11 protein-coding genes and 1 pseudogene are annotated in these 23,455 nt (G+C 41.4%); 7 read left to right on the top strand and 5 right to left on the bottom strand.

All coding sequences use genetic code 11. The annotated features are described in order from the left end of the window. The 3 genes and pseudogenes from UYI_RS32460 to UYI_RS32465 all read right to left on the bottom strand — a co-directional run. Nucleotides 1-641 (bottom strand): annotated as a pseudogene (locus tag UYI_RS32460) (anthranilate synthase component I); the annotation flags it as partial. A gap of 67 nt (nucleotides 642-708) precedes the next feature. Beyond that, nucleotides 709-1,719, bottom strand: coding sequence for a 3-deoxy-7-phosphoheptulonate synthase (aroF, locus tag UYI_RS0111970; protein ID WP_016866905.1), 1,011 nt, complete (start codon nucleotides 1,717-1,719; stop codon nucleotides 709-711). Next, complete coding sequence (locus UYI_RS32465) at nucleotides 1,682-2,314, bottom strand: response regulator transcription factor (protein WP_016866906.1); 633 nt, start codon at nucleotides 2,312-2,314, stop codon at nucleotides 1,682-1,684. The genes aroF and UYI_RS32465 overlap by 38 nt, the downstream gene beginning before the upstream one ends. A gap of 1,315 nt (nucleotides 2,315-3,629) precedes the next feature. Between UYI_RS32465 and UYI_RS32470 the strand changes: the two genes are divergently transcribed. Both UYI_RS32470 and UYI_RS0111985 read left to right on the top strand, forming a co-directional pair. Next, nucleotides 3,630-4,991 (top strand): cytochrome c peroxidase, encoded by a 1,362-nt coding sequence (locus UYI_RS32470; protein ID WP_235147941.1) that lies wholly within the window; start codon nucleotides 3,630-3,632, stop codon nucleotides 4,989-4,991. A gap of 901 nt (nucleotides 4,992-5,892) precedes the next feature. Next, nucleotides 5,893-6,222 (top strand): hypothetical protein, encoded by a 330-nt coding sequence (locus UYI_RS0111985; RefSeq protein WP_016866908.1) that lies wholly within the window; start codon nucleotides 5,893-5,895, stop codon nucleotides 6,220-6,222. Here the strand turns inward: UYI_RS0111985 and UYI_RS0111990 are convergent. Next, nucleotides 6,197-6,424, bottom strand: a complete 228-nt coding sequence (locus UYI_RS0111990; RefSeq protein ID WP_016866909.1) for a hypothetical protein — start codon at nucleotides 6,422-6,424, stop codon at nucleotides 6,197-6,199. The genes UYI_RS0111985 and UYI_RS0111990 overlap by 26 nt on opposite strands. Nucleotides 6,425-6,528: 104 nt before the next feature. Then, a complete protein-coding gene (locus tag UYI_RS0111995; RefSeq protein WP_016866910.1) occupies nucleotides 6,529-8,355 on the bottom strand; it encodes a DUF5942 domain-containing protein in 1,827 nt (608 codons plus the stop codon). Between the two features lie 208 nt (nucleotides 8,356-8,563). On the opposite strand from UYI_RS0111995, the gene UYI_RS0112000 reads away from it, so the two are divergent. From UYI_RS0112000 to UYI_RS0112020, 5 genes are all read left to right on the top strand, one after another. Continuing rightward, nucleotides 8,564-8,986 carry a hypothetical protein gene (locus UYI_RS0112000; protein WP_016866911.1) on the top strand — a complete coding sequence of 141 codons (423 nt, stop codon included), beginning with the start codon at nucleotides 8,564-8,566 and terminating at the stop codon, nucleotides 8,984-8,986. A 293-nt stretch (nucleotides 8,987-9,279) separates the two neighbouring features. After that, nucleotides 9,280-10,884 carry a hypothetical protein gene (locus UYI_RS32475; RefSeq protein ID WP_016866912.1) on the top strand — a complete coding sequence of 535 codons (1,605 nt, stop codon included), beginning with the start codon at nucleotides 9,280-9,282 and terminating at the stop codon, nucleotides 10,882-10,884. A gap of 620 nt (nucleotides 10,885-11,504) precedes the next feature. After that, entirely contained in the window at nucleotides 11,505-17,090 is a 5,586-nt protein-coding gene (locus UYI_RS0112010; RefSeq protein WP_016866913.1) for a non-ribosomal peptide synthetase, read from the top strand. A 187-nt stretch (nucleotides 17,091-17,277) separates the two neighbouring features. Then, the gene (locus tag UYI_RS0112015; RefSeq protein ID WP_016866914.1) at nucleotides 17,278-21,936 is read left to right on the top strand and encodes a type I polyketide synthase; all 4,659 of its coding nucleotides are present in this window, start codon (nucleotides 17,278-17,280) and stop codon (nucleotides 21,934-21,936) included. 432 nt (nucleotides 21,937-22,368) lie between these two features. Beyond that, a complete protein-coding gene (locus UYI_RS0112020) occupies nucleotides 22,369-23,454 on the top strand; it encodes an LLM class flavin-dependent oxidoreductase (protein ID WP_016866915.1) in 1,086 nt (361 codons plus the stop codon). Nucleotide 23,455: the final 1 nt, after the last annotated feature.

Here is a 23,455-nt window from a genome sequence, read left to right on the forward strand (position 1 = left end):
CTACTACCATTTTTGGTGACGAATTCATACTGCAAACAAAATGCACTTTGCTGATGATAGTCAACAATCAACAATTCATCAGGTAAATACAGTACCAAATCCCGTTGGTCTTCGGCACGTTGCAAATGCTTTGGCATTTGCTCGAACTGAAACACTAAGTCGTAGCCAAAAGCACCGTAAAGTCCTAGATGCTCATCTTCTGAGCTTGCGAAAGTATGCAGAATTTCTCGGATAATACTGAAGACAGATGGTTGCTTACTTCTTTCTTCTTCTGAAAAGAAACGTTCTGTTGGTCGAACACAGCCAGTTACATGATTTATTTTCCAGGTAACATCCTGAAGTTGCGCTAAATTGTATAGACGTTCTGCTAAATACTCTAGCAGCACCATACCTCGCTCATTATGGGCTGTGAGTCTGAAATTGTTATCTCGGGTAACAAATTCTAGGGGTGGATTGATAAAACCGATCGCCCACCTTTTATACCGTCCTGGGTATTCGTAGCTGCTTTTTAGCAATCCTCCACGTTGGGAATCTAGACGCAACAGAACTTCTTCAATCGCAGATTCCATTGAAGTTTTTGTCACCGAGCGAGAAACAAAAATTTCACCTTTAGTTTTGTAGCAATGGGTATCCAAGTACATTGGTAATTCCTCGAAAACTTTTGGAGAAAGCGTGCAGTTCTGCACACCTACTCATTGCAGAGATGGATTAACCGGAAAAAATGGCTGTGCTGGAAGAAACTTGTAGTGATAACTTTGCAGGCATACTATGATTTTGAGTCCAACGACCGAAAAATCTGCCTAAGGGAGACATTTCCTGCATGAATTTTTCAAATCCCTCCACTGTCAAAGATTGAGGCCCATCTGAGAGCGCCTTAGCTGGATTAGGATGAACCTCAATCATCAGTGAATCTACTCCAGCTGCTACAGCAGCCATCGCCATAGTAGGTACATATTCTGCTTTACCAGTAGCATGGCTGGGATCAATCATGATTGGTAAGTGGGTAAGCGATCGCAACACTGGAATTGCAGATATATCCAGGGTGTTACGAGTATACTGCCGATCAAAGGAGCGAATTCCTCGCTCACACAAAATTACGTTGGGATTACCAGCAGCTAAAATGTACTCTGCTGCCATCAACCACTCTTCAATTGTTGCTGATAAACCGCGCTTGAGCAACACTGGCTTAGCTGTCGCACCTACTTTCTTGAGCAAGGAGAAATTCTGCATGTTGCGAGCGCCAATTTGCACGACATCTGCGACTTCTGCAACCTTATCTAAGTCACTCGTATCCATAACTTCAGTAATAATTCCTAAACCTGAAGCTAAGCGAGCTTTTGCTAACAAGCTTAAAGCACTCTCACCGTGACCTTGGAAAGCATAAGGTGAGGTACGGGGTTTGTAAGCTCCTCCTCGTAGAAAATGCGCTCCTGCGCCTCTGACTCGCAGTGCGGTTTCTATAATCATTTCTTCGTTCTCTACGGAACAGGGGCCAGCAACAATCACCAAGGGATGGTTTTGACCGAAGGTGATAGATCCATTGAGGGTTGGTACAACTACCTCAGAATGTTCTCCGTAACGAAATTCTAAAGAAGCCCGTTTGAAGGGTTTTTCCACCCGTAAAACTTGTTCAATAAAAGGACTTAAATTTTGAATTTGTTTCGGGTCTATCTCCTTGGTATCACCTACTAAACCTATGATTGAAACTAAAGACTTCACTTAATGGGGGATCGGATGGGAATATAAACTCATGATTTGTTGGTTTTCTGTTGTCAGCTAGCATTTGTTCTGCACATGTATGGCACTGTTGTTGATGATCGGTTAGTGGTAGTTCTGCACATGTATGGCACTGTTGTTGAGAATTAGCTACTGCTGCTTCTGTTAACAGGTGGGACTGTTTAGTGTACCAGTACTGGAGAATAGATCGTTTGTGCAAACACGCTGCGATCGCTCTCACTAATTCATTTACTGCACAAGGTTTAGTAAGATAGTCATCGGCTCCCAGTTCCATGCCTTTACGCATCTGAGTTTGAGTCACGTTAGCAGTGACAAAAATCAAAGGAATGATAGCTGTGACAAAGTTTTGGCGCAGCGTAGTTAGAACGCTGTAACCATCAAGTTTGGGAATCAAAATTTCACTTACAATTAAATCGGGTAACTCTTCGTATGCCCGTTGAACACCAATGAGACCATTTTCAGCAGCTATAGTGCAGTATCCTTCTGCTTCCAGGCTTTCTAGAAACAAATTTCGGATTTCTGCATCGGCTTCAATTACCAGAATTTTTTTCTCATTCCAAAATTGCCTACTTGTCATGTGCAGCAAGAGTTATAAGTACAGGTCAAAGGAACGCTTCAGTATCTTACTGAACCATAGAACAACTAAATTAATTTCAAGCCAAACAATCACTGCTCTTGCTTTTTTAATTTATATAAATTCTATGGTTCAAATGATTAATACTATGGACGCAAATGAACGGCAGCTAGTATTAATGATTAAGCTTTTCAGACATTAGTTTGTCAATTTTACTTTGATTAGGTTTGTCGATTAATAGTGCCTAAAATCATTCAATACTCTACACAATTTTAAGCAATAAAATCACAAATACTAGCCTTGCAATATAAGCAATTGCGCTACTTTTTCCGCGTACTAGTAGCTTCAATATTTATACTTTAAATTTAAAGTAAGAAAGGTAAGAAAAGTAAGAAATGTAAGAAAAATTTTTGACTTTTACTACTTTTTTACTGATTGTTTACTAATCCTTTAATGATTTTTATTTGATGAATAATTTAAATTTATACTGTAAAATAATTATATTTTTATTGCTGAAAAATTATCAAAATCCTTTTCAATAAAAGTTTCCTGTTTTTTATATATAAATTTCTCGCAGCATAATTAAACTAAAAATCCTTTAAATATCAATGTTTTAGTATTTTAAGTTTTAAAAATGACAATATATAATTTTTTCTAATATGTATGGTATTCAGATTCAATTTATGAGAAGTTTATATCTGGATTTTTATTTGTCATTTGTCAAAATTTGCGTCTAATAGGAATAAGGTATGGAAATCCTTGACAATTTCTCCGATTTTTAATTCGTGATTTCTGACAAGCCTGGAAACCTATATAGGATAAGAGACCTTTAATTCACATCGGACGTAATTTACTTGTGATGACAAATGACACATGATATTCAGTCCGGTTAAGTAACGATCCAAAATGATTGCGATCGCTGCCTGGCGGAGTGTAAGCACGTTAGTGGCTTGCCGCAAGGTAAAAATTGCGACAGTTTGGGATTTCTTTACTGTGCGATCGCTTTTTTCGCAACAACGAAGAATTCAACCGGACTCAATCTGAGAAGGGACAAATGATAGCTCGAAAGAGTAATCTTGCAGCTCAAATAGCATTGCTATTTTGGGATGTCTGCTGTTGTTTGTTTTTTTGGTTTCCGAACCACTTTCAATACGTAGGTTTTGACTTAGAAGTAGGAATTGTCATAATGGGCATACTACGACGAATATTGTCCCGCGGCAAAAGTTCGATGAGCGGGGAAGGGTGGGGTTTTAAGTTTATAGACCTTACCCGACGGCTAAGATCAAAGTATTCAAGAGCTATAACAATCGCGGTATTAGTGACCGCAGCTGTCATATGTGGACATACTGTGTCGGCACAGGTAACACCAGCACCTGCGATCGCTTCACTGAAAACTGTATCTGTTCCGGAGCCTGACAATATTGGAGACTTCATTCGAGACAAGACAGCCGCGATCAAGCTGGGAAAATCCCTCTTCTGGGATATGCAGCTTGGTAGCGATGGCATCACCACCTGTGCTAGCTGCCATTTCCATGCTGGAGCAGATAATAGATCTAAAAATCAGATTAATCCTGGTGTTGAGCGTGCAAATATTGACGATCCCATAGTTCAGGATGCAACTTTCCAAGTAGGTGGTGCAGCGAACTATCAGCTCAAGCCGGAAGATTTTCCATTCCATAAGCTGTCAAACCCGGATGATGCTAACAGTACAGTCATATCTGACAGTAACGATATCGTTTCATCTCAGGGGGTATTCTATTCGGAGTTTGTTGAAGTTGTTCCTGGTCAGGCAGAGGACAAGGTAAATCCAAAAGAGGATCTGATCTTTAATGTCGGAGGCACTCAAGTGCGACGAGTCGAACCGCGCAACGCGCCAACAGTGATCGATGCGGTATTCAACTTCCGTAATTTTTGGGATGGAAGGGCACAAAACATCTTTAATGGTGTAAATCCTTGGGGTTTAAGAGATCCCAATGCCTTTGTTGGCAAGGCAAGCGATCCTAATCAGCTAGAACTTGTCAAAGTCAGCTTGAAGAATTCATCTTTAGCATCCCAAGCATTGGCTCCACCAGTCAGTACTTTTGAGATGTCCGCTGATGGTCGCACTTTTGAGAACATTGGTGACAAATTAGGACGAGTCCACAAGTATAGACAAATTCAGGAGGAATCCGAAACAGAAACCCTGGAAACAGGTCACAAGTTGCTTCCTCTTCGTCCACTAGGCAAGCAAGTTGTACATCCAGAGGATAGTGTTTTAGGGGCTGAAAGCAGATTCCCCGAACCTGGTCTTAAAAGTATAACCTACGAAAAATTGATTAAGGATGCCTTTAATCCAGAGTGGTGGAGGTCTAGTAAGTGGGTTCAAGTTAATGCTGATGGTTCGCAGACTATCATCGATCAGCCCAATTCCTCAGAAAAGAACCAGTACAGGCTGATAGAGTACAACTTCCCCTTATTCTTTGGGTTGGCAATTCAGTCATACGAGTCTACGCTCATCTCTGATCAGACACCCTTTGATAGCTTTATGGAAGGAAACACTACAGCCCTTAGCGAACAGCAACAGCGAGGCTTGCAAACTTTCCAAGATCAAGGATGTGTAGGTTGTCATTTCGGCGCAGAGTTTACCATTGCTTCGGTTAGCCACATACGTGAGCAAGGACGTATAGCACCAAACCGCTGAATGAAACTGAGAGGCTTGTCTTGTAGAATTTTTTCTACAGCTTCCAGAAGTTCTTCCACGGCGATTATAAGGTTAAACAACAAGCAGATTTACGCACTTATATGTGCTGATATTAACTTGATGATTTAATGATAATATACTCAATGAAGAAATATTTAGATCAAAACAAGAGTGTTCCAAACTAGAGAGGACTTGACAGTTGTAGCACAGTGTTCTGCATTTACTCACTTGGCAGTCTAGAGGATATTTTGTGAATTAATCGCTTAATAGCCACTCTATGTAGCAGTGCCGTTATAAACGGTCGCTTTGGTTGCAATAATTAGGCAATGATAACTGTATCAGAGCATTACTACTTTTTGCAAGACAACTTGGTATTTAATTAGTTGAAAATTTCTATATTTTCTGCGTGTGTACGGCTTTGCAAACAACATCTAGTTGTGAAAAGCGATTTTGATTTGTGGCTGTACACTAATACTAAACTGCTTGCAAAACTCTATGTTTGATTGTGAAAACGAACACCGTGCAAGGCGATAAACACAGATGGATTATCTGTGTGCTTTTGGTCTAGCACTTAACATACCCTAAATTAAAACTGATCAACATACTGAGTGTGAGGAGAGGCAACTACTAAGCATAATAATTAGAATTTATTGATTGGCGACAAAAAAGCTAGTACAAGGTCTAAGGTAATCAAAAAGAAAAATATCAATTATCAATCACCTCTTCCCCAATCACTACTCAGTTGCCAAGGGATAATCTATCTGTGTCCATCGGTGTGCATCTGTGTTTATCGGTGGTCGATTTTTAAAACAATTATTTTGGCTACAATTTATTACTTTCTCTGTAAATTATTGTATTAATGTGATAATTTTTAATCTGAGTCAAGTAATTACACAGCCACATGCCTCTAGCTGTAATCAAATTTTCTAGTGAAGACTGCGGTATTTGCCACAAAATGTCATTTTATGACAAGAAAGTGGCAGAGGAACTAGGTTTAGAATTTATTGATGTCAAAATGCAGGATACGGGTACTTACCGTAAATATCGCCAGATTTTGTTGACACAGTATCCAGATAAATCACAGATGGGATGGCCTACCTACATTATTTGTGATTCTCCAGAAGGAGAATTTCAGATTGTGGGCGAGGTAAAAGGGGGTCATCCCAAAGGTGAATTTAGAAGTCGTTTGCAAGCAGTTTTAGGTTCTACTTCAGCAGATCAAAAGATTTGACTTCCAAGACAGGGCCAATCATAGCGATCGTCATGACATCTTCACGCACTTCGCCTGTGACTTTGGCTTTTTGTCCGGCTTTGAGTAAGCTTTTATCAGCACCTCTGAGAATTTCGTAAGTAGTACCGTCGTCGGTAACTAATGCCCAAGCGCCAGTACCTATATCACGGCGTTCGACAGTTCCTGTGACTGTGATGCTCATTTTCAGTAAAACTCCTGAATTTCAAAGTAGGGTGATGGGGTGATGGGGTGATGGGGAGAAAAATTACTTCCTTGTCCCCCTTGTCCCCCTTGTCCCTCTGAATTTTAGGCTGATTGTTCCTCGTTTTTCACGGCTAAGCGAGCTAAACCAAAACAAAGTAGGGCATTAATTATTAGGAAGCTACGGGCTAACATCCCACTTCCCAAGCCCCAAACGGCGGGATCTAATACCGCACTTACCGCTAAGCAGGCGGCGACACCTAAGGATGAACCGATCGCAAACCATTTCCATTGTGGATGTCCTAGCAGTAGTACTACTAACACAATGGGAATGAGTACGCTAGCAAATAAGGGATTTAAGGTGCTGCTTCCTTGCAGTGTATTGCCGAGTTCTGGTATGGAACTACCCAATAAGCGGAAAGGCCACTGTGGTAAGTCAAATATGTAGATTGTTTTGAGGAAAAATAATCCAGAACTACCAGCAACTAAACCACTCAATAAACTCCAACTCCAGGTAAAGGGGAAATAAACCCGTAAAAACCAAGCCAACAGATAAGAACCCAGTACCATCAAAATCTTAGGTAATAATGCTACTGCACCGCCATCAATCCAAAAACCAGGGTTGAGATAGCCATTATCCCGCAACCAACGGAAAAAGTCTTGGAAACTGATTTGTCCGCGTACGGCAAGTTGTACTGCTGCTTCGGCGTTGAGTTGTCCAGCACCATAGTAGTTTAAGCTATCTTCCTCTATGGCTCTGGCTGATTCTTTGAGGACTTGCAAAACTTCATCTGGTTCTTGCACACCAGCAGCTTCGATGAGTGCAGCTACACCCGCAACGTGGGGGGAAGCCATGCTTGTACCCTGTAAACCAAGAAACACACCTTCACCAGTTTCAGGGTCAATAGTTTGTTGCAAAACTTTACCTGCATCGCTACCACCAGGAGCAGAAATATCTACCCCAGCGCCAAAGTTAGAATAGGGGGCTTTTTCGCCATCTGGCCCTAAGGCTGACACGCCGATGACGCGGGGATAACGGGCTGGATAGGCGGCAGAATTTTCGTTTTCGTTCCCCGCCGCAGCTACTATTACTACACCTTTGTTATGGGCGTATTCGATCGCATCTTTCATCAGATGGCTTTCACCACCACCACCCAAGCTCATATTGATGACGTTTGCACCATTATCAGCGGCAAACTTAATTGCTTCAGCAATGTCAGCAACAGTACCACCGCCATAGCTGCTGAGTACTTTTAAGGGCATAATATTAGCCTCGTAGGCCACTCCCGCTACGCCATAATTGTTATTGGTGGCTTGAGCGATCGTACCAGCAACATGAGTACCGTGTCCGTTGTCGTCTTTGGCTTCTTCTGTGTCATTGACAAAGTCGTAGCCTTTAACAAACTTCGTCTCTTCTAAGTCACGCACCTGGGTAACACCAGTATCAATTACTGCTACTGTGATCCCACTACCTTTAGTTTCCTTCCACGCACCTACAACACCAATGTTATGCAAATGCCATTGCTTGCTATACATTGGATCGTTAGGTTCGTTAGCACTGGGTGTGAAGCCTTCATTGGGAACTCTGTCTTCATCCAATGTGGGAATTCTATAAATATAATTAGGCTCAATAAATTCTGTCGCTGAGGCAATTTTAGACTTTCGCAGTTCTTTAAGTCGCTTTTTATCACCTTCGATAATATAGACATTATCCTTGGCGGAGAATTTATTATCTAATCGGGGTGTAACATTGTACTGTTGAGCGATCGCTTGCAATTCCCTTTGCAATTCATCCTGGGGAATATCTTCCCGAAAATCCAGCACAATCGTCTCAAATTCGCCTTTTGCTGCTAGTCCCTGAAAATTCAGGAAACCAAATATCGCAGCACTAAGCCCGATGACAAACAGGCACAAAAATAAAACCCTTCTCATATCAAGTCATCACCGCTTTTTGCCAGTATGCTCATTACCATAACTTATACAGTCCCCAAGTGGCTGTATTTCGCATCATAGCTACACATTAGAAAATAGGGTAAGGGGTAAAGGTTAAAGAGGAATAGACGTAATTTTCCTTTAGTCTTGTTTCTTTAACCTTTGCTCCAAAAATTCTTTTTTCCTAACTTTAGAGTTAAAAATCATCATGGAACATGGTCTTTTATGGCTACCTCTGTTAGCAGCGTTTTTCTGGTTAGCTTGGCAAGGCTCTCAAGAATATCAAAAAATTGAAGCCTATCGAACTTGGGCAGAGCAATTTGACAAGGCGAAGTACGATATTTATGCGGTACTAGGAAAAAAAGGTAACTCTATTACTTGGGGTAAACCAACGCCTCAAGGCCCGATTAAACTAGAAACATTTTCTTTGGATGATGTTGAAGAGATACGCCTAGTGGTAGATGAAAAAATTGTCGATACACATCAACCTCCAGACAAAGGTCGGACTATTGAGTTGGAATTTGTATTTCCTGCTGCTAATTCTGTGCGAGTTCCCTTTACAGAAATTCCTTTAGCAGCAGAATGGGGTAAATATTTGCAAAGTCAATTAAAGTCGGAACTAATTGAATAGATATGGAGTCAGGGTAATGGGGAATAAAATTACCAATTACCAATCACCAATCACCAATTACCAATTTATCTATGTTATCTGTGGTCAACTTACAAAAGATAGTTTTTGTAGCAGAGGCGATAAACATCGCGTCTTGAGGCAATTTTTATTTACTTACTAACACTGCACTAGCTGTAAAGTATAGCAGGTTAGTGAGTATTTTTATGTCTTAAGGCTAAACAGAAGCTTTGGAAAAAAATCTATTTTTTAATAAACCGCAGAGAACGCAGAGGACGCAGAGTAAAGATAAAGAGATGAAAGGTATTGTTAAGATAACGGGTATTTTATTTATAGTTAGTGCTTGTACTGCTCCAATTGATAATAATGCTCAGGCTGTAAAAGGTGAAGTTAAAAATTGTCCAAAGCCTGCGGTTTTGTCTTTGAGTGTACCAGGAGAACAGGCAGATTTTTATCAAAGGTTTGATTTTCACATTCGTAATGTTGTGGCTGATGCTGATACTGTGAAATTTCAAACTCGTAATCAAGATTTTGTGTTTTGTCGAGGTAATAATAGCTGGGCAGTGCAGCCAGGAACTTTACCTGAGAATTTAAAGCCACAAAATTATTCGGAGTATTCTCAAGATTTCCAAACAATTCAATTTCAAGGTGAAACTTATCGATATCGAGTTCTGAGAGAGCCATTAACACCAACAGTACCAGATCCAAATAAAGATAAAGTCTTCTTTGAATTAATTACTCCTAATAGTAAACAGCCCCAGCGTCAAACTTTATATACTCTCAAAGAATTACAACAACAGACAAATACAAATATAGGTACACAACTGGGTTTACCACGAATTACTGCTGCTGTTATTTATGGAAACCGGATTTGGTGGTCAGTTGCCTTTGAACAAGGTGAAGGTAATGATGGAATTGCAACAATTGTTGGCTACGAACCACAAACAAATAAGTTTACGTTTATTAAACCTGAAGAATTGCGATCGCATCAAATTACTGATTTAGTTGTCACAGGAAATACTGATAATCCAACGTTTTGGATGGGTACAAAAATTAGTGGTGAAGGAAATCCTTATCTTGCTGCTAAAGGTTTAGTTGCTTATCGTCCTAATCCTCAGAATCTCAATTCTGGTTCTTTAACTTCCTACAATGTTTACAATAGCCCTTTAGTAGGGGCAATCCCAGACAAGTTGAGATTGGAAAACAATCAGCTTTGGGTTGGTACGGGTAACGGTGTTTGTCAAATTAATTTACAAGCAGTTGACAATCCTCAAAGTTGGTCTTGCTGGCGGTTTGCAGCAATGGTTCAATTGCCAAAATCTGGTTTACCAATTTATAGTGAATTATTAAGTCAAACACCAGCTTTAACTCTATATCCTAATCAGGATAATGAAACAATTGAAGTACTTTGGTGGAGTCCTATAGATTTTCAAACTCGCAAAGGTCGTTATGAAGTCAGGACAACACAAGGCTTTACAGTCAAGTTAGATCAAGGTGCTAGTCGATACAATTTTGGGCGAGTTTTACCACCAGAAAAACCACTTGTATTTTGGCCAGGTTTTGAATGGCATTGGAATGGAGAACGCTTTGTGCGAGGTTTTGATGAAGTAGCTCTAAATTATAGTGGTGGTGGCCCTACGGGTATTGGTGTCACGTTTGATCCTACTGGTAATAAAAGAAATGCAAATGCTATTCGTGGTGATTTGGAATTACTGGAAATTTCACCAAAATCTACTAGTGTGAAATACTATTCTGGCTGGATGGATGAAACTAACTTAAACCCCTACTTAACAGTAGTACCACACACGAAACCACAAAATCAACAGCCAAATCCTTTAGCAGCGATCGCTAAGGAACTATTACTCTACCACACAAGTTTTGACAGCTTGCGACTTATATAAAACTATATTTTAACATCCCCCAAAAGTAATAAGATGATTTTTGATTATATAAAAAAAACAAAAAAGCTTTTGCTATAAGCATTGCCTATAAACAACGTATTGCCAAATGCAATAAATTCCTAATAGAGTAAATAGGAACTATTGAAAATTAATCTCAACTTAGTTGGAAAAAAAGTTGTATTATTGGCCAAGCAATAACGCGGAGTCTTTCATGAGGCAACACTAAGGTCTGTTCAAAGTTTTCCCAATTGAGTTCTCCTGAAGTTGTGGCGAAAAACCCTATTTTTGGAACTTTCAGAGTATGTTATGGTTTTGAACTTATCCATACAGTCTTCTGTCCCACTCAAAACTTTAAGGAGTATCAATTGCAATTAAATAAAAAGAGTTGTCGACAAATCAATAACATTATCGAGAAAAGCCAGTCACAGCAAGCATTTCAAACATTTTGAATTTGAATAGTTAAAAACTTGACTGTACAAGCACTTGATCGATGTTGGACATTATTGGGCGACAACTTTAGAAGTATGAAGCCAGTACTTTGACTCACACAGAGTTAAATGTGCCACAGGCAAAACATATTCAGCTATTGTTCGTGTGCATCTCAATGCCTAAGGCGGAAAATGATCCCAGTTTTGAATGGCTTACAAGTTCCCCATCACTGTGCAACAGTTGTTGATTTGCTGCGCGATCGCAGCATCACCCAACCACACCAGACAGCATTTACCTTCCTTGAAGACGGAGAAACTCAAGAATCGTCCCTGACTTATCATGAATTGGATCGGCGCAGTCGAGCGATCGCATCTCAACTCCAAGCTTTGAATTTAAAAGGGGAACGTGCCTTACTACTCTATCCGCCAGGACTAGATTACTTAAGTGCTTTTTTTGGTTGTCTCTACGCTGGGGTTGTAGCGGTTCCAGCTTATCCGCCTCAAAATAAACGCAAGGCACCCAGAATCCAGGCTATCAGCACAGATGCACAGGCTAGCATCGCTCTCACTACAACAGCGATACTCCCTACATTACAATCCATACTTGCACAGCAAACAAACCTGGAAAATATACGCTGGCTTGTTACCGACAACCTAGCACAGGATCTAGAAGATTCTTGGCAACAACCCGATATCAATGCAGATACCATAGCCTTTCTCCAATACACCTCAGGTTCTACGGGCATCCCCAAGGGAGTCATGCTCAGTCATGGCAACCTGCTACACAACGCCGCCGCCACTTACCAATTCATGGGACATTCACCCAACAGTAAATTTGTCTCCTGGCTACCCGTATACCATGATATGGGACTGATTGGTGGTATTTTGCAACCTTTATATGGTGGGTTTAGTTGCATTCTGATGTCGCCAGCATCTTTTTTGCAACGACCTTTGCGCTGGTTGCAAGCTATTTCTAGATATAAAGGGACAACGAGTGGCGCTCCTAACTTTGCCTACGAATATTGTATTCACAAGATTACCCCAGAACAACGCTCTTGTCTTGATCTCAGCAGTTGGAGTGTAGCGTTTAATGGCGCTGAACCTGTGCGACAGGATACCCTAGAGCGATTTGCGCTCACCTTCGCAGAGTGTGGGTTCCGTCGAGAAGCCTTCTACCCTTGTTACGGCATGGCTGAAGCAACTCTGATGGTTTCTGGTGGCAGCAAGACAGCCTTACCGATTGTGAAAAAAGTCCAGAAATGTGCACTTGCAAACAATCAGGTCATTGAAGTTAGTGCTGATACACAAGATAAAGACATCCAAACCTTTGTCAGTTGCGGTCAAACTATTCCTCAACAACAAATTGTGATTGCCAATCCTGAAACATTAACCCGCTTTTCACCAAATCAAGTGGGAGAAATTTGGGTATCAGGACTAAGTGTGGGTCAGGGTTATTGGCATCGGCAAGAGGAAACAGAGCAAACCTTTCGTGCCTACCTCAAAGATACAGGAGAAGGGCCGTTTTTGCGGACTGGGGATCTAGGCTTTCTAGACAATGGAGAACTCTTCATTACTGGGAGAGCAAAAGATTTAATCATTATTCGAGGTCGCAACCTCTATCCCCAAGATATTGAATTAACCGCAGAACGCAGCCATCCATCGTTGCGATCAAGTAGTACAGCTGCTTTTTCAGTTGAGGTTGATGATGAAGAACAGCTGGTCGTCGTGCAAGAATTGGAATTTCGCGCCAAACCGGATATCGATGAAGTCACCACTGCTATTCGTCAAGCAGTGACTGAAGAACATGAAGTACAAGTTCATGCAGTAGTTTTGATTAAACCAGGTACTATTCCTAAAACTTCCAGTGGCAAAATTCAACGTCGTGCCACCAAAGCAGCTTTTCTGGCAGGTGAACTTGATGTGGTCGGCAGTAGTATCAGTGAAAATACTGCTTATTTAGGTAAAGAAAACCGCTTACAACGACAAACTCTCTTAGCGCTGACTCCAGAAGAGTCTCAGCCACTTTTAGAATCTTATCTCAGAGAACAAGTAGCACGCGCCCTTGGTGCCGCACTGAAGGAAATTCACCCGCAACAGCCATTAAGCAGCTTGGGACTCGATTCTTTGAGAGTTTTTGAGTTAAAAAACCAGATTGAGACTGACCTAGAAGTCACTGTATCCGTAGCAGACTTCTTTGAAGGGTTGAGTACGCGATCGCTCTCCACTAAGATACTTACTCAATTAGCAACAACAACTTCCATCCCATCTATATCTGTTACTCAAGTTCAGAAAACTACATCTGTTCACCCTTTATCTTTCTCTCAGCAGGGATTATGGTTTATCCATCAGTTTGTTCCTGATTCGCCTGCATATAACATTCCCATATTGATTAACTGCAAAGGTGAGGTTAACGAGGCAGTAGTCGCCCAAAGCTTAAATGAAATCATCAGACGTCACGCAGTTTTGCGAACAAACTTTGTGGTCGTGGATGGACAACCTCTGCAAGTGATTCAGCCAGCTACTAAATTAACCTTGCTCACAGAGGATTTACAGCAAGTTGCAGTCAACCAACGCGCTGAACAAGTACGACGTCTAGCTACTGAATTTGCTCAGCAACCATTCGACTTGTCCAGTCAACCACTTTTGCGTGCCAAACTACTGCGCTTAGACCAACAAGAATACACATTGCTCCTCACCCTGCACCACATCATAGCCGATGGCTGGTCAATCGGCATTCTCATTCAAGAATTGGCAGCACTGTATGCAGCATTCTCTCGTGGAGAACCCTCACCGCTGCCGGAACTGCCTATTCAGTACATAGATTTTGCCTATTGGCAGAGGCAATGGCTGCAAAGCGATCGCATCCAAACTCTGTTGACATACTGGAAACAGCAGCTGGGTGGTAAATTGCCTGTCTTGAATCTACCTACAGACCGTCCGCGATCACCTATCCAAACCTTCAAAGGCGCTCAAGCAAAACTAACTCTGTCCCCAACCCTGACAGCAGAACTGAAAAAACTAGGTCATAGCGAAGGCGCAACCCTGTTTATGACAATGCTTGCGGCTTTCAAAGTCTTACTTTATCGCTATACAGGGCAGACTGATATTTTGGTAGGTTCTCCGATCGCCAATCGTAACCAAACAGAGGTAAAAGCATTAATTGGATATTTTGTCAATGTTTTGGTGCTACGTACAGACCTAGCCAACCAACCCAGTTTTAGAGAATTGCTCTCCCGGGTAAAATCAACAGCCTTAGAAGCTTATATTCATCAAGACTTGCCTTTTGAGAAGTTAGTCGAGGAACTACATCTAGATAGAGACCTCAGCTACAATCCCCTCTTCCAAGTCATGTTTGTTCTCCAGAATGTGCCAATACCGAGTCCCAAGTTATCAGATATATCCATAACTTGTCAGGAAGGCGAAAACGGCACAGCAAAGTTCGACCTGACTCTATTTGTGGCAGACACAGATCATGGATTGGTGGTAACAGCTGAATACAACACTGATTTGTTTAATGCCGATACCATTCATCGGCTGCTAGGGCATTTCCAGACATTGCTCACAGGGGTTGTCAACAATCCCGATCAGTGCATTGCAGATTTACCTTTACTCACAGCACCTGAAAAACAACAACTTCTAGTTGACTGGAATGATACCAAAACAGAGTATCCGCAAAATCTGTGCGTTCATCATTTGTTTGAGGAGCAGGTAGAACGGACACCCGATGCGATCGCTGTTGTCTTTAACAAAGAAACATTCACCTACCGGGAATTAAATCATCGAGCCAATCAAATTGCTCATAGCTTACACCAGTTGGGTGTGCAACCAGATGTAGTCGTTGGTATTTGCATGGAGCGATCGCCAGAAATGGTGATTGGTATCTTAGCCATCCTCAAAGCGGGTGGTGCTTATTTACCCCTAGATCCCGCCTATCCTCAAGAGCGTTTGGCGTTGATGTTGGCAGATGCTGGTGTAAAAGTGTTACTCACTCAACAACATTTAGTTAAAGAACTACCGCCACACCAAGCGCAAGTTATATGCCTAGACACAGACAGTGAAACTTTTGCTGCTCACAGCCAACAGAATCTAGTGGGTGAAGTTAAACCAGAAAATCTCGCCTATGTCATCTATACCTCTGGTTCTACAGGCATACCCAAGGGAGTAATGAATACTCATCTTGGTTTATGCAATCGTTTGTTGTGGATGCAAGATGCTTATCAATTAACACCAGCAGATAGAGTTTTACAGAAAACACCTTTTAGCTTTGATGTCTCTGTCTGGGAATTCTTCTGGCCTTTGTTGACAGGCGCAATCCTAGTTTTAGCCAAACCAGAAGGTCACAAAGATGCTAGCTATCTAGTCGAACTGATTGCACAGGAGCAAATTACCACACTGCATTTTGTTCCCTCAATGCTGCAAGTATTTTTAGAAGCACCGGGATTAGAGAAATGTCAGAGTCTCAAACGTGTCATTTGTAGTGGAGAAGCTTTACCTTTTGACCTACAAGAACGCTTCTTTGAGTATTTGGATGCAGAATTATACAATCTTTATGGGCCCACCGAAGCCGCCATTGATGTCACTGCCTGGCGCTGTCAACAGGGTAGCAACGAGAAAATAGTTCCTATCGGTCGACCGATTGCCAATACCCAGATATACATATTAGATAGACATCTCCAACCTGTTCCTATCGGAGTTCCGGGTGAGTTGCATATTGGTGGTGTGGGATTGGCACGAGGCTATCTAAATAGACCTGAATTGACAGAAGAAAAGTTCATTCCCAACCCCTTGACCCATTTTGAATTACCGATTCTAGATTATAAATTGGGGGATTGTAGTAAAAATCCAGAAGATTGCGATCGCACACAATTTAGTAATCCAAAATCCGTCTTGGAAAGTTCTGAGGTTCCCTCCGGGACGCTTCGCGTAGACGCGAAGCGGCTTCTCGTTAGAGTACGGAGGAAGCCTCCGCACCCTTACGGGAAGCCACTTCGTGTCTACAGACTTTCCGCAAAATCTCAAAATCTAAAATTTAATCGCCTTTATAAGACAGGGGATTTAGCACGTTACCGTCCTGATGGGAACATCGAATTTCTGGGGAGAATTGACCACCAAGTGAAAATTCGCGGTTTCCGCATCGAACTGGGAGAAATTGAAGCAGTCCTGGGACAACACCCACAGGTGCGGGAGGTAGTTGTGATCGCCACAGAGGATAGACTCAGTGAACGCCGTTTGGTTGCCTATGTAGTTCCCAATCAAGATCATCCACCTTCTATTGATGAATTGCGCGATCGCCTCCGAGAAAAGCTGCCTGAATATATGGTTCCCTCTGCTTTTGTGATCTTAGATACATTACCACTCACACCCAACGGCAAAGTGGATCGCCGCGCCTTACCTGTTCCCGATAGCTTGCGTCCCGAGTTAGCATCTACATATCAACCTCCCCAGTCTCAGATAGAACAAGAAATAGCTAAAGTTTGGCAAACAGTACTGCATCTAGAAAAGGTAGGCGTCAACGATAATTTCTTTGACCTTGGTGGTAATTCATTGTTGATGGTTCAGGTTACTAATAAACTGCAAGCTGTTTTTCAGCGGAATTTCTCAGTTGTAACCATGTTTCAACATCCAACGATAAGTTCCTTGGCCCAATATTTAAGCCAGCAGCCAGAAGATTTACCTGCTTTTGGGTCAATGCGCGATCGCGCGCAAAAACAAATGGAAGTGCTAAATCAACGAAAAAATCTCTGGATCAAGCAAAGTAAAAAAACTCGTAATCAGTGAAAATATAGCACTTCTCATTTGGATGAAATACAGCTTTATCCGTGTACCCTACGGGAAGCCGCCCTTACGGGCGTCTACATCTGTGTTCATCTGTGTTCGCTTTTTCCCTGTTTTGAATATTTTTCTTAGCAGAACAATTTCAAGGTAGCAGATAATTCGTTCATATTTTAACAAAGTAGGAAAGACAATGGAAGGAATTGCAATTATTGGTATATCAGGACGCTTCCCTGGAGCCAAAAATATTGAAAAATTTTGGCAAAATTTGCACTCAGGAGTAGAATCAATTTCTCTGTTTACAGATGAAGAGTTAATCGCTGCTGGAATCGAACCTGGATTATTAAATAACTCTAATTATGTGAAAGCAGGTGCAATATTAGAAGATATAGATTTATTTGATGCTGCTTTTTTTGGTTTTAATCCTAAAGAAGCTGAAATCACCGATCCACAACACCGTCTGTTTTTAGAATGTGCATGGGAAGCACTAGAAAACGCTGGCTATGATTCTATGAGGTGTGAAAGTCGGATTGGTGTTTATGCAGGTGCTAGTTTAAATAACTATTTATCATTTAATATAAATCGTGACCAAATCGGGTCAGCGAATAGTTTTCAAAAGTTGATTGGTAACGATAAAGATTTTCTGACTACTCGTGTTTCTTATAAATTAAATTTATCTGGCCCGAGTGTCACAATTCAAACAGCTTGTTCTACTTCCTTAGTAGCAATAACTCTGGCTTGCCAAAGCTTATTAAATTACCAATGCGACATGACATTGGCAGGTGGAGTTTCAATTAGAGTGCCACAAAAAACAGGTTATTTGTATCAAGAAGGAGGAATTTTATCGCCAGATGGCCACTGTCGTGCCTTTGATGCCAAAGCACAGGGAACAATTATTGGCAATGGTGTAGGAGTGGTAGTTTTAAAACGTCTTGCAGATGCGATCGCAGATGGGGATCACATATATGCAGTAATTAAAGCAGCTGCGATCAATAACGATGGTTCTGGTAAAATTGGTTACACTGCACCCAGTGTCAACGGTCAAGCTGAAGTCATAGCAGAAGCGCTGGCTTTGGCGGGAGTGGAACCGGAAAGCCTCAGCTATATTGAGGCACACGGCACAGGCACTAATTTGGGTGATCCCATTGAAATCAATGCCCTGACCAATGTTTTTCGCGACTATACTGACAAAAAAGGCTTCTGTGCCATAGGTTCTGTCAAAACGAATATCGGTCATTTAGATGCTGCTGCCGGAGTAGCAGGGGTCATCAAAACCGCCCTGGCTCTCCAGCATAAATTGATACCACCGAGCCTGAACTTTCAGCAGCCCAATCCTGAGATTGATTTTGCCAATAGTCCTTTTTATGTCAATACAAAACCCACACAATGGGAAGTAGAGACGCGAGATCTCGCGTCTCTACAATCTCCCCGCCGTGCAGGTGTCAGTTCCTTAGGAATTGGTGGCACTAATGCCCATGTAATTCTGGAAGAAGCACCAGTTGTAGAGACGAGACGTGGCACGTCTCTACAATCTCGTCCTTGGCAATTGTTACTAGTTTCTGCCAAAACAGAATCTGCCCTGGAAAATGCGACTAAAAATCTCGCTCACCATTTGAGTGAACATCCGGAAGAAAACTTGGCAAATGTGGCTTATACCTTGCAAGTGGGGCGCAGGGAATTTGACTATCGTCGTATGTTGGTATGCCAGGATATTGCAGATGCTGTCAATACATTAAATAGGCACGATGTACAAAGAGTTTTAACCCACTTTCAAGAACCGCTAGAACGTCCCATCGCCTTCATGTTCCCGGGACAAGGCGCTCAGTATGTGGAAATGGGTAAAGAAATTTACCAGACTGAGGTGATATTCCGTAAATATCTGGATCGTTGCTGCTTGATGCTCAAACCTTTGTTAGGGGTTGATTTGCGATCGCTATTCTATCCCGATGAAAATCAGGTGCAAGCAGCAGAAAAACTCAAACAAACCAGTATCGCTCAAAGCGCATTGTTTGTAATTGAGTATGCGCTGGCTCAGTTGTGGATGTCCTGGGGGATTTCTCCCAGCGCCATGATTGGCCATAGTATCGGCGAATATGTCGCGGCTTGCCTTGCTGATGTGATGTCTCTGGAAGAAGCTTTAACTCTGGTTGCGATGCGGGGACGACTGATGCAGCAACTACCAACAGGTGCAATGCTCTCTGTTCCACTCCCAGAAGAAGAAGTCAAAATCTTACTTCATCAAGAGTTATCTTTAGCTACTAGCAACGCTCCCAATTTGTGTGTAGTTTCGGGAAGTCATGACGCCGTCAACACTTTTGCGGCACAACTGCAAGCCAAAGGCGTAGAATGTCGCCGCCTGCATACTTCCCACGCCTTCCATTCCCAGATGATGGAACCGATCTTAGAACCATTCATTGCTGAAGTTAAAAAGGTAAAACTCTATCCTCCCAAGATACCTTTTATCTCCAATGTCACAGGAACTTGGATCACCCCAGAAGAAGCCACAGATCCTAATTATTGGGCAAAACATTTACGCTCCCCTGTGCGCTTTAGTGCGGGAATATCTCAATTACTGCAACAACCAAATCGGATTCTCCTAGAAGTGGGGCCAGGACGTACTTTGTGTACACTCGCCAAACAGCATTCCCACCAAGCAGCAGGACAGGTGGTTTTGCCAAGCTTACGCCACCCCCAGGACAAACAATCGGATGTAGCTTTTATACTCAACATCTTAGGTAGACTCTGGTTAGCGGGAGTTACTATCAATTGGTCTGGTTTTTATGCTCACGAACAACGTCAGCGCGTACCATTACCAACTTACCCATTTGAGCGTCAGCGTTACTGGATTGAACCCCAATTAACAGTAGAAAAATCTGGACAAGCGGAAAGTAAACTTGGTAAAAAATCCAATATAGCTGACTGGTTTTATGTTCCTTCGTGGAAACAAATTCCTCTAGTCAAAACTGGAAAGAAAAAGTCTACTTGTTATCTGGTTTTTGTTGATGAATGCACCATAGGTTCGCAAATTGTTCAACATTTGCAACAAACAGGACAAGATGCGATCGCAGTCTTAGTAGGTGAGGAATTTAGCCAAGTTAACCACAACACTTACACAATCAATCCTGCCCAACAAGATGATTATTATACTTTGCTCCAAGCTATTCAACAACAAGGTAAAATACCAGAAACAATCATTCATTTGTGGAGTCTCACTAATTCAATCAATCAGTCACTAGAAACAATTCAAAATCATGGTTTCTGGAGTTTGATTTACCTAGCACAAGCTTTAGGACAGCAAAATATTAGTGACTCAACAATTCAACTTTTAGTTGTGAGTAATCACCTCTATGATGTCACTGGTAATGAGGAATTATTGCCTGCAAAAGCCACTATTTTAGGACCTTGTAAAGTTATACCCCAAGAGTATCCAAGTATAAAATGCCGTCAAATTGATGTAGTATTACTGACTTCCAGCATTGACCATCTTGTACAAGAATTGCTGGCAGAAATTACAGCAGAACCCAACGAATCTATCATCGCCTACCGCAATCATCATCGTTGGGTACAAGTATTTGAACCGATAACTTTAGAAAAACCTACCAGCAGCAAAACACGATTACGGCAAAAAGGAGTATATTTAATCACTGGTGGTACAGGGGGTATAGGCTTAGAACTTGGCAAATATCTTGCCCAAACAGTACAAGCTAAACTTATCCTTGTTGGACGTTCTCAATTACCAGCAAAAGAGCATTGGCAACCATGGCAAGCAACTCATGATACATCTGATCCTACTAGCCACAAAATTCAAAAATTGCAGGAATTAGAGACACTGGGGGCTGAAGTTTTAATATTGCCTGCCGATGTCACTAATTATGAACAAATGCAAAGCGCGGTTGCTCAATCTCTAGAAAAATTTGGGGAAATTAATGGCGTCATTCATGCAGCTGGAGTTCCGGGAAGTGGTATAGTTCAATTGAAAACTTCAGAGATTGTAAACAGTGTTTTTGCTCCCAAATTGCAGGGAACATTAGTGTTAAATGAAGTCCTCAAAGACATCAATTTAGATTTCTTGGTACTTTGTTCTTCTCTGAGTTCAATTTCTGGAGGATTTGGACAGGTAGATTATTGTGCAGCCAATGCATTTTTAGATAAATTTGCTCATTTTAATACATCGAAAAATGGTAAACTGACATTAGCAATCAACTGGGATGCATGGCAAGAAGTGGGAATGGCAGTCAATACTGCTGTTCCTAAAGAACTTAAGAAATGGCGCTCTGAAACTCTCAAAAATGGACTTTTGACAGCAGAAGCAGTAGAAGCATTTGAGCGGATTTTGGCAAATCCACTTCCTCAAATTTTAGTTTCCACACAAGAATTACAATTAGTCATTGACCAATTTAATCAATTTCTTTCATCAAGTTTTCTTAACTCTCAATCAGAGAATTTTACTCACTTATCTGGCACAAGACATGCACGAACTCTCCAAGAAACTACTTATGTTGCTCCCCGTAACGAAATTGAGGAAAGTATTGCCAATATTTGGAAAGAACTGATAGGTATTGACAAAGTAGGAATTTATGACAACTTCTTTGAATTAGGCGGACACTCTTTACTAGCTGTACAAACAATTTCTCGCCTGCGTGAAATATTCCAATTAGACTTACCCCTGCGTACTCTTTTATTTGAAGCCCCCACTGTAGCTGAACTAGCTATTTTCATTGCAGAAAAACAACCGAAAGCAGAAGAATTGAAAGAGATAGAACAACTATTAGCAGAGGTAGAAAATCTTTCACTTGATGAAATTAAACAACAACTCGCTAAAGAATCACAAGCTAGTGGTTTGTGTCATTAATTTTGATGGGTTACATAATTTGATGAATTACCCTTTTTTCCTCTTCTCTTGGCGCACTTGGCGTCTACCCTTCGGGAACCCGCTTCGCGTGTATGGCGGTTTAATTTTAATCCCTCAGAACTAATGAAACAGACCACTAGACTCTCACGGGCAATTGCCAACAACGAGGAGATGAAGAATATAACGTAGACGCGCTCATAGGCTTCGGTGAAGGGTACACAGATAGATGCACACCGATGTAGACGCGCCCAAGCGCGGCTTCCCGCAGGGTACACAGATGGATTATGGGTTTGCTCCTAATTTGATCTGCGATCGCTATTTTCAAAACAGCTAATTACACTAGGTTATGGCACAAACCTTGCTATAAAAATTCTTACCCCTTCTGCCCTCTGCCTTCTGCCTTATTTTTAAGACAATTGTAAGTAACTCAAAATGGAATTCAGCTTACTATATTTTTCTGGTGATGGGTCAACAACCCAAGTAGATAAATATCATCTCTTACTTGAAACAGCCAAGTTTGCTGATCAACATAATTTTGCAGCAATCTGGACTCCTGAGCGGCATTTTCACCCCTTTGGAGGACTCTATCCTAATCCATCGGTAATTAGTGCTGCTTTGGCAATGGTAACTGAAAAAATTCAGCTACGATCTGGTAGTATTGTCATGCCATTACAACATCCCGTACGAGTTGCCGAAGAATGGGGTGTAGTTGACAATCTTTCCAAGGGTAGAGTTAGTCTTTCTTTTGCACCCGGTTGGCACGCTGATGATTTTTTATTAGTTCCAGAAAATTATGCAGTTCGCAAAGAGATAATGTGGCGGGGTATTGAGACAGTCCAAAAACTTTGGCAAGGTGAATCAATTGCATTTAAAGGAGGAACTGGAAATGTTGTCAATATTAAAACGTTCCCGCGTCCCATACAATCAAAATTACCGATTTGGATTACTTGTCAAGCAGATAATACATTTATTGGTGCTGGAAAGATTGGAGCTAATGTTTTAACTTCTTTGCTATACGCCACTCCGGAGGATTTAGCACAACAAATCTCTCTTTACCGTGAATCTTTGGTGCAACACGGGCATGATCCCAAGAGTGGAAAAGTAGCGCTGATGATGCATACTTTTATTGGGGAAGATACTCAATCAGTAAAGCAGAAAGTCAAGGAGCCTTTTTGCAATTATTTAAAAACTCATTTTGGACTAGTTGAAAACTTAGCCAAAACAATTAATTTTCAGGTAGATATAAAATCTTTTACGGAAGAAGATCGTAATAGCCTTTTATCATTTGCTTTTGAACGCTATTTTCAAGGACGAGTCATGATAGGAACGATCGCAACCTGTCGTGAAACTATTGAATATATGCAATCAATTGGTGTTGATGAAATTGCGTGTTTGATTGATTTTGGCTTGGATTTTGATTCTGTGATGACAAGCTTATATAAGTTGCAAAAAATAACAGAAGAGTATCAAGTGAAAAAGACTGTGGGACATTACTCAGCACTCAGCTTTTTTGGGTGAT

Source organism: Fischerella muscicola PCC 7414, assembly GCF_000317205.1.
Classification (GTDB): domain Bacteria; phylum Cyanobacteriota; class Cyanobacteriia; order Cyanobacteriales; family Nostocaceae; genus Fischerella; species Fischerella muscicola.

Bases quoted from the DNA above. Each gene is read 5' to 3' on its own strand.
- UYI_RS0112000 (WP_016866911.1), top strand. From the start codon at position 8,564: ATGGAACATGGTCTTTTATGGCTACCTCTGTTAGCAGCGTTTTTCTGG.
- UYI_RS32465 (WP_016866906.1), bottom strand. From the start codon at position 2,314: ATGACAAGTAGGCAATTTTGGAATGAGAAAAAAATTCTGGTAATTGAA.
- UYI_RS0112010 (WP_016866913.1), top strand. From the start codon at position 11,505: ATGATCCCAGTTTTGAATGGCTTACAAGTTCCCCATCACTGTGCAACA.
- UYI_RS0111995 (WP_016866910.1), bottom strand. From the start codon at position 8,355: ATGAGAAGGGTTTTATTTTTGTGCCTGTTTGTCATCGGGCTTAGTGCT.
- UYI_RS0111990 (WP_016866909.1), bottom strand. From the start codon at position 6,424: ATGAGCATCACAGTCACAGGAACTGTCGAACGCCGTGATATAGGTACT.
- UYI_RS0112020 (WP_016866915.1), top strand. From the start codon at position 22,369: ATGGAATTCAGCTTACTATATTTTTCTGGTGATGGGTCAACAACCCAA.
- UYI_RS0111985 (WP_016866908.1), top strand. From the start codon at position 5,893: ATGCCTCTAGCTGTAATCAAATTTTCTAGTGAAGACTGCGGTATTTGC.
- UYI_RS32475 (WP_016866912.1), top strand. From the start codon at position 9,280: ATGAAAGGTATTGTTAAGATAACGGGTATTTTATTTATAGTTAGTGCT.
- UYI_RS0112015 (WP_016866914.1), top strand. From the start codon at position 17,278: ATGGAAGGAATTGCAATTATTGGTATATCAGGACGCTTCCCTGGAGCC.